The 13,828-nt window shown below is 43.7% G+C and carries 11 protein-coding genes; 4 read left to right on the top strand and 7 right to left on the bottom strand.

The window, feature by feature from the left end; all coding sequences use genetic code 11:
* The first annotated feature begins 273 nt into the window (after positions 1–273).
* Positions 274–3,507: a TonB-dependent receptor gene (locus tag AB4Z08_RS07480; RefSeq protein ID WP_441573107.1), complete on the top strand. Its 3,234-nt coding sequence runs from the start codon at positions 274–276 to the stop codon at positions 3,505–3,507.
* Between the two features lie 81 nt (positions 3,508–3,588).
* Here AB4Z08_RS07480 and AB4Z08_RS07475 read toward each other — a convergent pair whose 3' ends face one another.
* Positions 3,589–4,290, bottom strand: coding sequence for an SIMPL domain-containing protein (locus AB4Z08_RS07475; protein ID WP_441573106.1), 702 nt, complete (start codon positions 4,288–4,290; stop codon positions 3,589–3,591).
* A gap of 189 nt (positions 4,291–4,479) precedes the next feature.
* Positions 4,480–7,857, bottom strand: coding sequence for a transcription-repair coupling factor (mfd, locus tag AB4Z08_RS07470; RefSeq protein WP_441573105.1), 3,378 nt, complete (start codon positions 7,855–7,857; stop codon positions 4,480–4,482).
* A gap of 164 nt (positions 7,858–8,021) precedes the next feature.
* Between mfd and AB4Z08_RS07465 the strand changes: the two genes are divergently transcribed.
* Positions 8,022–8,744, top strand: coding sequence for a ferredoxin--NADP reductase (locus AB4Z08_RS07465; RefSeq protein ID WP_441573104.1), 723 nt, complete (start codon positions 8,022–8,024; stop codon positions 8,742–8,744).
* Positions 8,745–8,747: 3 nt separating this feature from the next.
* Here AB4Z08_RS07465 and AB4Z08_RS07460 read toward each other — a convergent pair whose 3' ends face one another.
* The 5 genes from AB4Z08_RS07460 to dtd all read right to left on the bottom strand — a co-directional run bounded on the left by AB4Z08_RS07460 (position 8,748) and on the right by dtd (position 12,716).
* Positions 8,748–9,278 (bottom strand): hypothetical protein, encoded by a 531-nt coding sequence (locus AB4Z08_RS07460; protein ID WP_441573103.1) that lies wholly within the window; start codon positions 9,276–9,278, stop codon positions 8,748–8,750.
* A 109-nt stretch (positions 9,279–9,387) separates the two neighbouring features.
* On the bottom strand, positions 9,388–10,815 hold the full coding sequence (locus AB4Z08_RS07455; RefSeq protein ID WP_441573102.1) for a glycine--tRNA ligase: 1,428 nt from the start codon (positions 10,813–10,815) through the stop codon (positions 9,388–9,390).
* 81 nt (positions 10,816–10,896) lie between these two features.
* Positions 10,897–11,838: a YihY/virulence factor BrkB family protein gene (locus AB4Z08_RS07450; RefSeq protein ID WP_441573101.1), complete on the bottom strand. Its 942-nt coding sequence runs from the start codon at positions 11,836–11,838 to the stop codon at positions 10,897–10,899.
* A gap of 43 nt (positions 11,839–11,881) precedes the next feature.
* Positions 11,882–12,211 (bottom strand): nucleotide pyrophosphohydrolase, encoded by a 330-nt coding sequence (locus AB4Z08_RS07445; RefSeq protein WP_441573100.1) that lies wholly within the window; start codon positions 12,209–12,211, stop codon positions 11,882–11,884.
* Between the two features lie 52 nt (positions 12,212–12,263).
* Positions 12,264–12,716 carry a D-aminoacyl-tRNA deacylase gene (gene dtd, locus AB4Z08_RS07440; protein WP_441573099.1) on the bottom strand — a complete coding sequence of 151 codons (453 nt, stop codon included), beginning with the start codon at positions 12,714–12,716 and terminating at the stop codon, positions 12,264–12,266.
* A 98-nt stretch (positions 12,717–12,814) separates the two neighbouring features.
* On the opposite strand from dtd, the gene AB4Z08_RS07435 reads away from it, so the two are divergent.
* Together AB4Z08_RS07435 and arfB are read left to right on the top strand one after the other, a co-directional pair.
* Positions 12,815–13,276, top strand: a complete 462-nt coding sequence (locus AB4Z08_RS07435) for a hypothetical protein (RefSeq protein ID WP_441573098.1) — start codon at positions 12,815–12,817, stop codon at positions 13,274–13,276.
* A 123-nt stretch (positions 13,277–13,399) separates the two neighbouring features.
* A complete protein-coding gene (gene arfB / locus AB4Z08_RS07430) occupies positions 13,400–13,798 on the top strand; it encodes an alternative ribosome rescue aminoacyl-tRNA hydrolase ArfB (RefSeq protein WP_441573097.1) in 399 nt (132 codons plus the stop codon).
* Positions 13,799–13,828: the final 30 nt, after the last annotated feature.

Below are 13,828 nucleotides of genomic sequence, written 5' to 3'. Positions count from 1 at the left end.
AGGCGGGGCTTTGTTCGTATATACGTTAAGGTTATATTATTTATGTTTATTGTTTACTCTCAGTTAACAATTAATTTATAACCCCTTTTTTCGGCTCTGTTAACATTAAGGTTAAATAGCAATGGAAACTTGATGTTATTTTAACCATAAAAATAAAAAACACAGTTTTTTAAGTTCACTTTATGCACTCCTTAACAATTCCGTAATGATCTGTTAACATTCTGGTTGTTTTAGACTGTTTCCTTTGCACCTGTAAATACTTACAAACAGTTTATGAAATCATTCTTTACGCTATTAGTTAGCTTCCTTGTAATCATTTTTTACAACAACGCGCAGGCGCAGGTGACTACATCTGTTATATCGGGTAAAGTAGCCGATGCAGGTGGACAAGCCATTCCCGGCGTTACTGTAGTCGTAGTAAACAATAGCACCGGTGCCAAATCCGGCGTGCAGACAAATGGTGACGGCCGCTATATCCTGCCGAACCTGAATCCTGGTGGTCCTTATACCATCACTGTTTCCTTTATCGGATATAAGAAAGAAGTAAAAGCAGACGTCAATCTGGGTCTGGGAACAACCAGCTTCAACTTCAAATTACAGGAAGAATCAACTGCCCTGAGTGAAGTAGTAGTAACTGGTAATGCTGGCGGCGGTAAATCCGGCGGTACCAGAGTAGGACAGGAGCAGATCAAAACGCTCCCTACACTGAGCCGTAGCCTGCAGGATCTTACCAAAGTAACTCCTCAGAGCAATAACAACTCCTTCCTGGGTACCAACTACCGTTACAATAACGTAACCCTGGATGGTGCTATCAACAATGATGCAATTGGTTTCAGCCCTTCCTTAGGTGGACAGAGCAGCACCAGCGGTCAACCAGGTAGCAGTACCCGTACCAACCCCGTATCGCTCGATGCGATCCAGGATGTACAGGTTTTACTGGCTCCATTTGATGTGAAAGTAGGTAACTTCCTCGGTGGTAGCGTAAATGCGGTAACACGCAGCGGTACCAACGAAGTACACGGTTCCGTTTATGGTTATGGCCGTAACGCTTCCATGATCGGTAAAAACAATGCCGGTGACGGTTCTAAATTACCAAGCGATTTTCATGAATACCAAACTGGTATTCGTGTAGGTTTCCCTATCATTAAGAACAAATTATTCTTCTTTACCAACGAAGAAATTACCCGTCGCGTTGATCCGGTGATCCTCGCTGCAGGTTCTGCTGATAACGGTGGTATCTTAACAGAAAAAGATGCAGCTGACATCACCGCCTTAATGAAAACTTACGGTGTTGATCCAGGTACTGCAGGTAACACCAGCATCTATTCCAACTCTAATAAATTCTTTAACAGATTAGACTGGCATATCAACGAAAAACATCAGTTATCTATCCGTAACAATACCATTACTTCTGAAGCCACCAACCTGGAACGTGATCAACAGAACTTCCGTTTCAAAGGTATTGACTTCAAACAAACCAATAACCAGACCTCCACAGTTGCTGAACTGAAAAGCAATTTCAACAGCTTCCTGTCTAACAGTCTGATTCTCGGTTACTCTTCCGTTCATGATTTCAGAGATCCATTGTCTGATCCTGCTACACCGCAGATCCAGATCAAAGGAAGAACACCAGGTTCTACTATCTTCCTGGGTACTGACCGTGAAGCAAGTATCTTTAACATGAAACAAAAAACGTTTGAAATCACAGATAACGTAACCATGTTTAAAGGTAACCACACCATTACTGTTGGTACACACAATGAGTTCTACAACATCACCTACGGTTTCGTAAACTCCTGGAATGGTCGTCTGGATTACGACAGCATTGGAGCTTTCCTGGCTAACAATCCTGCTCGTGTACGTGGTAACTTCAATTATACCAACAACTCCCGTGATTATATCATGAATAATCCTCCCGCACAGTTCAAAGTGAACCTGCTGAGCTTATACGGACAGGATGAAATTCAAATTACTGATCGCTTCAGAATCACTCCAGGTTTACGTTTAGACTACACTGGTATTCCTAACAAACAACCACTGAGCGATAAAACTATCAAATCACCGGAAGATCCTAATTTTGGAACTACTTACTCCTATACCAAACCTAAGGATATCAAAAACGACTTCCTGAATAACATACAGTTCTCTCCACGCTTAGGTTTCAACTACGATATCAAAGGTGACAACAGCCTGGTATTACGTGGTGGTAGCGGCTTATTCACTGGTCGTATTCCTTTTGCATGGATTGGTTACGCTTACTATAATAATGGTGTTACTTATGGTGCATACGATAATAAAGCATCCAGCAAACCATTCGTAAATACACCACTGCCTGCAGCTAAACCTTCACAGAATGGTATCGCTGATTTCGCTTCACAGAATGGTGTAAACGTAAAAGACGCAGCAGGTGCTACGCAGGTAGATATGATTGACAATAACTTCAAAATGCCACAAGTATGGAGAAGTAGCCTGGCACTGGATTACACTACTCACGATCAGTGGAAGTTCACCATCGAAGGTATCTATACCAAAGTAATTAAGGATCTGCAGTTCCAACAGGTGAACCTGGTAGATAATCCTACTTACTATGCTTACGATGTAAATAAACAACAACCAATTTTCTCTGGTAAAAAAATCAATTCCCTGTATACAAACGCTTACCTCCTGTCTAACACCGACAAAGGTTACCGTTACAGCATCACTGCCCAGATCTCTAAAGTGTTTCCTTTTGGTCTGAACTTCATGACTGCCTATACTTACGGACAGGCGAAAGATATCACCAACGGTATCCGTAACTCTATGGAGTCTAACTGGCAGCTGAACCAGGCACTGAACCCTAACAATCCGGGTCTGGCTTATTCTAACTTTGATGTTCGTCACCGTATAGTAGCTACCGTTAGCTACAAACAGGACTGGGGTACAAAAGGTAAATGGGTATCTAACTTCTCTGCCTTCTTTAACACTTCTTCCGGTCTGCCATTCAGCTACGGTTTCGTAAACGCCTCTGTACAGGGTACTCCTCAGCAGGTGAGCCTGGCTTACATTCCAAAAGATGTAACCGAAGCTACCAACTTCTTTACTGATAAAATCGGTGGAGCTACAGCCGCTCAACAAGCAGCAGCTTTCATGGATCACGTAAACAGCGACAAATACCTGAGCAGCCGTAAAGGTGATTTCACAGAACGTAATGGTGGACGTACACCATGGAATACACAGGCTGACTTCCGCTTCAGCCAGGACCTGAACTTCAAGGCAGGTAAAAAAGTACACACTATCACGCTGACTTACGACATCGTGAACGTTACTAACCTGTTGAACAAAGAATGGGGTATTTCCTACTTCTCACCAAATACCTTCAACTCATCTGCGAGTGTGGGTCTGACGCCTACTGGTAAAGTGGTTAACAACTATCCAACTTATACCTACAGCAATCCGGGTACTCCTTACTCAAAAGATTTCTTTGCATCCCGTCATCAGATGCAGCTGGGTCTGAGATACAGCTTCTAATTTAACTAGTCTTTATAAATGTAAAAGAGGTTGTTCCATTACGGAACAACCTCTTTTTTTGTTATTACATCTCCAGTGTAATTATTTTATCGCAAATACAACTCTTACTTCTGCACGGATCTTAATGGTTTTGAAATCAATCTCAGATGAAGCATCTTCACTACCACCTGCCGACTTGTAATTAGCCATCATCATTGGACGAACGTCTGTATAGTTATCAGTGTTCATTTCCTGGATTTCAATAACGCCATCCATTTTATTACCGATAGCAGTCAGCATATATTCTGCTTTTTCTTTCGCTGCCAGTAATGCTTTAATTTTTACTTCTTTACGATATGCTTCCATTTTGCTGGAAGAGTAAGAAGCAATTCTTGTATTTTCAATTCCTTCTGCATCTACTGCGCCCAGAATTTCATTGATTTTATCCAGCTTCGTTAATTTAAGGCGATACTGTTTGCGTGCCATAAATTCCTGTGGATCTTTCTTTTTACGCAATATCTCAAAGTTGTTACCATACACGTTTTCGATGGTAAAATCTGCTTTGGAAATACCTGCGTCCGCTACTGCTTTCTGCAATTGTTTTTCCAATGTGCTGATCTCTACTTTGTTTTTACCTTTCACATATTCACGTAAAGAGATGTTGAAATAAATTTCATCCGGTGTTATTTCCATTTCTGCGGAACCGTTTACTTCAATCTTTTTTACCGGTTGTTTGTCTGCCTGTTGTGCAAAAGTGCTTAAGGCCAAAAATAATCCTGCGGCTAATAACATTACCTTTTTCATGTGTCGATGTTTTCTATTGTTTTTAAAAAATTAGTTTCCGTTGTTAATTACACCCTCATGATGCTACGTTTAAAAGTGATTCCACAATGGGGTTTTATAAAATTTTGTTAATGCACAGTTACAGAAATAGCTATATACATTTCATATTATGAATGAAACGTTTACAACGGGTTTATGTTACAGGGGAAATTATTTGCGGCTGTCGGTCATTGCCTTGAGGAAGTCGTACAGGTCATTCATATTACGGATACGGGAGGCCACCAGCATAAAGTTTTTGCCTACCTGTTTCAGTTTGGCGTTGTTTGTACGGGTTTGTATATACGTTAATATATGATTGAACGTAGGGGATTCGAAATAAGGGGAATCGGGGTTATTAATGAAATAGCAACGCAGGTTTTCTTCTTTCAGCATCATTTTTTCGAAGCCGAGTTGTATGGCCATCCAGCGGCAGCGGATCATGGTGAGCAGTTCTTTTACCGGCTCAGGTAATGGACCGAAGCGGTCAGCCATATCCACTTCAAAGGCTTTTAGCTTGCCTTCTTCCATGATATTATCCAATTCCTGGTACAGGTTCAAACGTTCCTGTATACTCTCTATATAGGTATCAGGAATCAATATTTCCATGTCTGTATCGATAGTACAGTCACTTACAAAGTCTTTCTTTTCTTCCAGCTGATCTTTAAACAGATCGCGGAATTCATTTTGTTTCAGTTCGCGGATGGCTTCGTCCAGAATTTTCTGGTACATATCAAAACCTATTTCCGCCATGAAACCGCTTTGTTCACCGCCCAGCAGGTTACCGGCGCCACGGATATCCAGGTCGCGCATAGCAATCTGGAAGCCGCTACCCAGCTCACTGTGCTGTTCGAGTGTTTGCAGGCGTTTGCGGCTATCGGAAGGCAGGGTGCTCATAGGCGGTGCCAGCAGATAACAGAAGGCCTTTTTATTGCTGCGTCCTACACGGCCACGTAGCTGATGCAGATCACTCAACCCAAAATGATGAGCGTTATTAATGATGATAGTATTTGCATTGGGAATATCCACACCGCTTTCCACGATATTGGTACATACCAATACATCGTATTTACGGTCAATGAAATCCAGGATCACTTCTTCCAGCTGATGTCCTTCGAGCTGCCCGTGTGCAGTAGCAATAGAGAGGTCGGGGCATAATCCCTGAATCAGCCCGGCCATTTCTTTGAGTCCTTTTACCCGGTTGTGGATAAAGTACACCTGCCCACCTCTTTCTGCCTCGTAATAAATAGCATCACGGATCAGGTCCTGGTTAAATACCTGTACTTCTGTTTCAATAGCCTGCCTGTTGGGCGGTGGTGTATTGATAACGGAAAGGTCACGGGCACCCATCAACGAAAACTGCAGCGTGCGCGGTATAGGCGTTGCCGTTAGTGTGAGGGTGTCTACATTATGTTTTATCTGTTTCAGTTTTTCTTTGGCAGAAACACCGAATTTTTGTTCCTCATCTACCACCAGTACACCGAGATCTTTGAACTTCACTTCTTTGCCCAGCAAAGCGTGTGTGCCAATGATGATGTCGATCTTTCCCTCTTCGAGGCGCTTGAGTGTTTCCTTTTTTTCTTTGGAAGATTTAAACCTGTTCAGATAATCTACTGTGCAGGGAAAATCTTTCAAACGGTCTGCAAAAGTTTTGTAATGCTGGAATGCCAGGATGGTAGTAGGCACCAATACGGCCGCCTGTTTTCCATCTACAATAGACTTAAATGCGGCACGGATAGCGACTTCTGTTTTACCAAAACCTACGTCGCCACATACGAGTCTGTCCATTGGTGCCGGTGACTCCATATCACGTTTCACATCTGCCGTTGCTTTACTCTGATCCGGGGTATCTTCATAAATGAAGGAAGCCTCCAGTTCTGTTTGCAGATAAGTGTCCGGTGTATGCGCAAAACCTTGTTGAGCTTTACGTACAGCGTACAACTGTATCAGATCTTTCGCGATATCTTTTACCTGCGTTTTGGCTTTTTCCTTCAGCTTATCCCAGGCATCGCTACCCAGTTTATTTACTTTAGGTTCTACGCCTTCTTTGCCGGTATATTTACTGATTTTGTGCAGGGAGTTGATATTTACATACAACAGGTCGTTGTTTTTGTAAATAATACGGATGGCTTCCTGCATTTTTCCCCCTACCTCAATTTTCTGGAGCCCACTGTACATGCCCACGCCATGATCGATATGTGTTACAAAATCGCCCGACTGCAGCTCCCGCAAGGTTTTCATGGTAATAGCCTTATTCTTGTTATAGGCTTGCTTTACCTTGTATTTGTGGAAGCGCTGGAAGATCTGGTGATCGGTATAACACACCAGTTTCAGCGAGTGATCAATAAATCCGGTGCTGATTGCAACAGGAATGGGGAAAAATACAAAATCTGCTTTGAGGTCCTCAAAAATACTCCGCAAGCGTTCCAGCTGACGGGGATTATCTGAGAATATAAAAAGGGAATATTTATTACTGTTATGTTTGCCCAGGTCTTTGATCAGCAGATCAAACTGCCGGTTAAACACAGGCTGTTCCTGGGTATCGAAGGCTATAGCTGTGGCGGAATAGCCTTTTTCAGCGAGCCAGTCTTTGTTACCAAAAACAATGGTGGACTTTTTCAGTAGTTGCTGTATCAGTGGAGCGGCTTTCACAAAGTCGTCTTCTTTCAACACCATCTCTTCGTCTTCATCCACTTTTACTTTCTGCCCGGTGAGCAGAAAGTCATCCAGGCGTTGCTCCATTTGTTCTATCACGCCCTGTACATAGGCGGGATCTTTCATCCATACGACGGTATTGGCAGGAAGAAATTCCGTGAGCGGTGTTTTGCCGTGATCCGCGCTGGTGCCATGGGTGTCCATGTTAGCGATGAGCGTCACCTGGGTGAGTTTGCGTTCACTCAGCTGTGTCTCGGGATCAAACAGGCGGATGGAGTCTATATCTTCTCCAAATAATTCAATACGGTAAGGCTTTTCGTTACCAAAGGAATAGATATCCAGGATACCACCTCTTACCGCATACTGACCGGGTTCATACACAAAATCTGTTGCATGAAAGCCCCAGGTGATCAATTGTTCCAGCAGCGAATCTACTTTCAGTACATCGCCTACTTTCAGCTGCACCATATTGGCGCTAAAAGCCTGGTTGCCGGCCACTTTCTCCCAGAGTGCTTCCGGATAGGTAACCAGTATTTTTTTACGGACGCTGTCACCGGAAAATTTCATGAGGGCTTCTGTCCGCAGCATGCTATGGCTGCTGTTGATCTCGTGAAACTGACCTGCTTTTTTGAAAGAGTCCGGGAAATAGAAAATGTCCAGTGCCTGGCTGAGTTGTTCCAGATCGTTATGGAAATAGGCGGCCTCCTCTCTATCGTTTAAGATGAAGAGATGGTTCGCATCTGCATGCGCCCAGGTGCTAACTGCCACAAAGTTTATTGCACTCCCACTAATGGAGGAAAGCTGAAAGTATTGTGGGGTGGGTGATTGTATCCCCTTCACCAGCGACTGCAGGCGAGCATCACGTTGAAATAATTGTAATACAGCCTGTAAATTCATGAAGACAGCAAAGGTAAAGAACATTTACCGATTTTGATATTTGGTTATCAAGATATTTAGGTTTTGAGGAAGGTAGCTGGCCGGGGAATAATCAAATAAGGAAATATCCAAATAACAAAATCCCGAATTTTCAGTATATTCAGTGAGACCAAAACTCATTTTCCATGTTGGACCTATGGCACACAGGCATCGTCACAAAGTTGGTGGATGAAACCCACAACACCCGCCGCTTTTGGATACAGGTACCGGACATGGATCGGTTTGACTTTAAGCCGGGGCAGTTCGTAACCCTGGATCTGCCTATTCATGAGAAAAAAAACAAACGCTGGCGTAGTTATTCCATTGCCTCTCATCCTGACGGCAGCAATGTGTTTGAGCTGGTAATTGTACTCCTCGAAGGCGGATTAGGCAGCACCTACCTGTTCAATGAAATAAAAGTAGGGAGTGAACTGTTGCTGAGAGGACCGCAGGGAATTTTCGTACTCCCGGAACCGTTAGACAGGGAATTATTCCTGATCTGTACGGGTACAGGAATAGCTCCATTCCGTTCGATGGCACATTACATTCAGTTGCATGGGATACCGCATGCACCTATTCACCTTATTTTCGGCGTTCGTTATCAGCATGATCTGCTATATGCGGCCGAGATGGAGCAACTGTCGGCATCTCTTCCCAACTTCAACTACATCCCAACTTTATCACGTGAGGAAAACTGGACCGGTAAAAAAGGATATGTACATAGTGTATACGAAGAGCTGTTGCAGAACGACAAACGTCCGGCCCACTTTTTCCTTTGTGGCTGGAAAGCCATGATTGACGAGGCAAAGCACCGGATACAGGCACTTGGCTATGACCGGCATGATATACACCAGGAATTATACGGATAACCGCTAAAACCTGAATCCCATTCCCCACTCCGGTGTTGGAAACGGTGCAACATAGTTGTTTGCGACCATCGCTGCGAGTCCGACTCTCATGAGCAGGTGCTTTCCAATAGTACGGCGATAGTGCATGGACATCCAGCCTATCCAGGTGTAACCGGTGGTAACCTCATCGTACCATAAAGAATCGCCGGACATGTACGTAAGTCCTGCACCGAATTCTATCATGTGTTTGGGAGAGGGGGCCAGCACGTAATTAAGGCCGAATGGCAGCGTAGTTTTGGCTTTATATATTCTCTTATAGGTAATATGCGTTCTCCACGATTGCCGTTCTTCCGAATACTCCGGTACATATCCGAAACCAATTCTGGCGCCGAGTCCTTTATAGGTACCGTTGAACCGGATATCATAATTCAGGGATATGCCGCAGGCAGGACCAGCACCGCTTAACAATATTGTCTGACTGTAGGGGTGTGGTGCTTTCTTTACGGAGATGTTGGTGGCCTCCGCTGGGGGCTGCGTTTGCGCGGTAACTGACAAACAACATATAAAAAGGGCTATGACAGTTATATAATTTCGTACAGGCATAAAGGTGCTTGCTTATACTTATATAACGGTCATAGCCACTATAAGTTACCGGGAAATGGTACTAGAGAATTTTGCTTAAAACCAGTGCTTTCACTTCTGACAGCGGGATACGTTCCTGCTCCATGCTATCGCGGTGACGGATGGTTACAGTACCATCTTCTTTGGTCTGATGATCAATGGTTACGCAGAAAGGAGTACCAATGGCATCCTGGCGGCGGTAACGTTTTCCGATCGCATCTTTTTCTTCATAGAAGCAATGGAAAGCAGGTTTACAATCATTCATCAATTCTCTCGCCAGCTCCGGCAAACCATCTTTTTTAGTGAGCGGAAAAACAGCGAGTTTAATCGGCGCCAATTTAGCAGGTAAACGTAATACTACACGGCTATCCTGTTTATCTGCAGTGCTCAGATCTTCTTCTGCGTAAGCATTACAGATAGTAAGCAGGAACATACGATCCAGACCAATAGAAGTTTCTATCACGTAAGGCACGTAGTTCTGATTGATTTCTGTATCGAAGTACTGAATTTTTTTCTTGCTGTATTCCTGGTGTTGTTTCAGGTCAAAATCACCACGGGAGTGAATACCTTCCACTTCTTTGAAACCGAATGGGAATTCATATTCAATATCCACGGCGGCATCAGCGTAGTGCGCCAATTTTATGTGGTCTTTGAAATGGTATTTAGCAGGGTCAATACCCAGGCTCAGGTGCCATTGCATACGTTCTGCTTTCCATTTTTCATACCATTCCTGTTGTGTGCCAGGGCGTACAAAGAATTGCATTTCCATTTGCTCAAATTCGCGCATACGGAAAATAAACTGGCGGGCTACGATTTCATTTCTGAAAGCTTTACCAATTTGTGCAATACCGAAAGGCACTTTCATCCTGCCGGTTTTTTGTACGTTCAGGAAGTTGACGAAGATACCCTGTGCCGTTTCAGGACGCAGGTATATTTCGCTCGCTTCATCTGTAACGCTACCCAGCTGGGTGGAGAACATCAGGTTAAACTGACGTACTTCTGTCCAGTTAACGGTACCGCTAACACTACATTTTATTTTATTGGTTTCTATTAATGTTTTCAGCCCTGCGAAGTCGTTTTCCTTCAGCAGTTCATCCATTTGTGCCAGGAGTGCATCGCCAGCTTCTTTGGATAATGTTTCTGCGTGCCCTTCAATGAGATGATCTACACGGTAGCGTTTTTTGCTATCCTTGTTATCAATCATCGGGTCGCTGAAATTATCCACGTGTCCGGATGCCTTCCAGGTAGTAGGATGCATGAAGATGGCGGCATCGATCCCCACGATATCTTCGTGCAATTGGGTCATGCTTTTCCACCAATAATCCTTGATGTTTTTCTTCAGTTCAGCCCCRTACTGACCGTAATCATATACGGCACTGAGCCCATCGTAAATTTCGCTGGACTGAAAAACAAAACCATATTCTTTACAATGCGATATGATCGCCTGGAATTTATTCTGATCTGTAGACATAGTGGCGCAAAGATAAATGCCTATTTTGAAAATACGTATGCGATTATTAAAATATTTGTAACCTAATGACCAACAGATAGGCTATCCTTCCTGGACCACTTCCGGCTCATGCGGAACCTCTATTTGTTTGATCCAAACGGCATATTCGTTGGGGTAAATCTGTGCCCCGGAATGCTGTACATATACCCGGGTAAATACAGCCCCAAAGTACAGGATGGCTGCGGAATAGTATACCCAAAGAAGTATTATCACAATAGAACCAGCGGCGCCATAAGTAGAGCTTACTTTGCTGGCTCCGAGATAGTATCCTATCGCAAATTTACCGAGCATAAAAAGAATGGCTGTAGCAATGGCACCTACCCGTACATCTTTCCATTTGATACGGGCATCTGGCAGTACCTTAAAGATGATAGCAAAAAGCGTAGCAATCACCAGGAAGGGCACTACAAAATCCGCCAGGGAAAACAGGATTCCGGAAGTTATCTTTCCCGGCAACAAGCTCACCACCAGCGTGGAGAATAATTCAACCAATCCGTTGATAGCCAGGGATACCAGCAGTATAAAGCCCAGACTCACCACCAGGGAAAAGGAGAGGAGCCTGTTGAGGATCATGCGTAACAGGCCATTCTTTTTGGGTTTGGATTTCAGCCGCCAGATGTGGTTAATAGAGTCCTGTATTTCCGCAAATACCCCGGTGGCACCAATGATGAGTGTAACAAAACCCACTATGGTAGCCCAGTTCATATCGCCGGAAAGGGAAGCATTCTTAATCATATCCTGGATCTGCAAAGCGGCATTACTACCTACCAGGCCGCTGATTTGTCCGTAAATATTACCTTCTACGGCATCTTTACCAAGAAACAAATCACAGAAAAAAATGATGATGATCAACATAGGGGCAACGGAGAATATAGTATAATAAGCCAATGCAGCACTCAGCTTCAGTACTTTATCTTCCATGAATTCGCTTCCGGATTGTTTCAGTACCTGCCAGATCTTTTTTAGCTTTCCCTGTTTTTGCATAGCATTGTTTTATAAGCAGCACACAAAAAGCGTGCAGGCTGCATTAGGATTTTAATTTAGGGTTATTATGATGCCGCTGTGCATCGCGGATATTTTTCTTTTCAAAGTTCTTTTCCAACGCTACCGTCATATCAATACCCGTTTGATTAGCGATGCAGAGCAATACCCACATCACATCAGCCAGTTCATCTGCCAGCAGTTTTTTATTATCACTTTCTTTCGATGACTGATCACCATATTTGCGGGCCATCACACGGGCTACTTCTCCTACTTCTTCTGTGAGTATGGCCATATTGGTCAATTCACTGAAATAACGCACTCCCGTAGTGTTTATCCAGCTATCAATTTTTTCCTGGGCTTCCTGAATGGTCATGGATTAGTTTTTATTTATTAAAGATAACGGATTGACTGCATTGCTGTCGTCTTTATTCCCTGTGGTGAGAATCGATAATAATGGTGACAGGGCCATCATTTAACAACGCCACTTTCATATCTGCCCCAAAAACACCTCTTTGAATAGTAGTCCCTAAATCCTGCTCCAGCTGAAGAATCATTTTCTCATACAAGGGGATCGCAACATCGGGCTTACTGGCACGGATATACGAAGGCCGGTTACCTTTCTTTGTGGAAGCGTGCAAGGTAAACTGGCTCACCAGCAATATATCACCGTGAATATCTTTCACGGACACGTTCATCACGCCATCGTCATCATTGAAAATCCGGAGATTCACGATTTTAGTGCTCAGCCACTGAATATCATCTGTAGTATCTGTATCTTCTATGCCCAGCAGCACCAGCAATCCCTGCTGAATTTGTCCGGTGATAGCTCCATCTACCGTTACTGATGCGGAACTAACGCGTTGTATAACTACCCTCATGGCTCCATTTTTTATGGGTGGGAAATTAAAGCAAATCGGTTAAATCTGTAACTTTTCTCCCCTGCCTCACGTTTAAACTTCACCAAAATCATTCTTCCATGACCCGTCTCTGTTACGTTTTATTTATTGGATTCATTTTATTTTCCGCCTGTAAAAGTTCAAAAAAGGATACTCCCTGCGATGGTATTATGTGTGACTCCCCGGCACAGCTGATGTTTGGGTTTAAACTGGTAGACCCCGGCACTGGACATGATCTGGTGTATGGCCCTGATGCCCGCATACCGCTAGACAGCATCAAAATTCAGATGCCCGACACGCTTATGCAGGTAAGACAGTGGATAGATACCCCAAAAAATAAGGCAGTTCTGTTTTTTTATGTGAGAACTCCTCAATCATTACGTGTGGGCAGACCTGGAAAGTTTACGTTGGATAAAATGACTTTTTTGACGAAGACGTCTGGCTGCTGCGGATCATCAGTATATGGCCTCCTGCTGAATGACAACCCCGTTCCGGTGAAACAGGATTCATCAGGGATATTCCTGATTCCCTATACTTTATAGGTGTAAGGAAATACGTTTCCATTAGCCTGTAAAGCCTGAAAGCACAAAGAAAAGGGCATATTCGCTGCAGTTTTAATAAATTGCCCTTCTTTAATGCTTTTTTATATTAAAAATTAAATATACATGAATATCAATGTGACCACTGAAATCACGTTTCGCACTGCCCGCAGCGGTGGTAGCGGAGGACAAAACGTGAATAAGGTGGAAACCATGGTAGAAGGCTATTTTGATATAATGGCTTCTGCCCTGTTAACCCCGGAACAGAAAACCGTGCTGATGGAGAAATTGTCTAACCGCATCAACGCGGATGGTCTGCTTCAGGTGAAATCCCAAACAGAACGTACCCAATTGGGCAACAAGCAGGAGGTAATCTCCAAAATGAATGACATGATCAGCAAAGCGCTGATCCCCCGTAAAAAGCGGGTACCCACCCGGCCATCCAAAGCAGCCAGGGAGAAAAGAATTGAGTCAAAAAAACGGTTATCGGATAAGAAACAACAGCGCAGGGGCGGATTTGAGTAGCTGGCCGCGGGGTGTTCCACTCGTTGGATG

The organism is Chitinophaga sp. RAB17, from assembly GCF_052114225.1.
Classification (GTDB): domain Bacteria; phylum Bacteroidota; class Bacteroidia; order Chitinophagales; family Chitinophagaceae; genus Chitinophaga.
The sequence above is the reverse complement of the archived record's forward strand: the minus strand, read 5'-3'. Positions and strand labels throughout refer to the sequence as shown.

Excerpts from the sequence above, each read along its gene's own strand:
- arfB (WP_441573097.1), top strand. The coding sequence starts at position 13,400 with ATGAATATCAATGTGACCACTGAAATCACGTTTCGCACTGCCCGCAGC.
- AB4Z08_RS07465 (WP_441573104.1), top strand. The coding sequence starts at position 8,022 with ATGTTGGACCTATGGCACACAGGCATCGTCACAAAGTTGGTGGATGAA.
- AB4Z08_RS07450 (WP_441573101.1), bottom strand. The coding sequence starts at position 11,838 with ATGCAAAAACAGGGAAAGCTAAAAAAGATCTGGCAGGTACTGAAACAA.
- AB4Z08_RS07435 (WP_441573098.1), top strand. The coding sequence starts at position 12,815 with ATGACCCGTCTCTGTTACGTTTTATTTATTGGATTCATTTTATTTTCC.
- AB4Z08_RS07480 (WP_441573107.1), top strand. The coding sequence starts at position 274 with ATGAAATCATTCTTTACGCTATTAGTTAGCTTCCTTGTAATCATTTTT.
- AB4Z08_RS07445 (WP_441573100.1), bottom strand. The coding sequence starts at position 12,211 with ATGACCATTCAGGAAGCCCAGGAAAAAATTGATAGCTGGATAAACACT.
- mfd (WP_441573105.1), bottom strand. The coding sequence starts at position 7,857 with ATGAATTTACAGGCTGTATTACAATTATTTCAACGTGATGCTCGCCTG.
- dtd (WP_441573099.1), bottom strand. The coding sequence starts at position 12,716 with ATGAGGGTAGTTATACAACGCGTTAGTTCCGCATCAGTAACGGTAGAT.
- AB4Z08_RS07475 (WP_441573106.1), bottom strand. The coding sequence starts at position 4,290 with ATGAAAAAGGTAATGTTATTAGCCGCAGGATTATTTTTGGCCTTAAGC.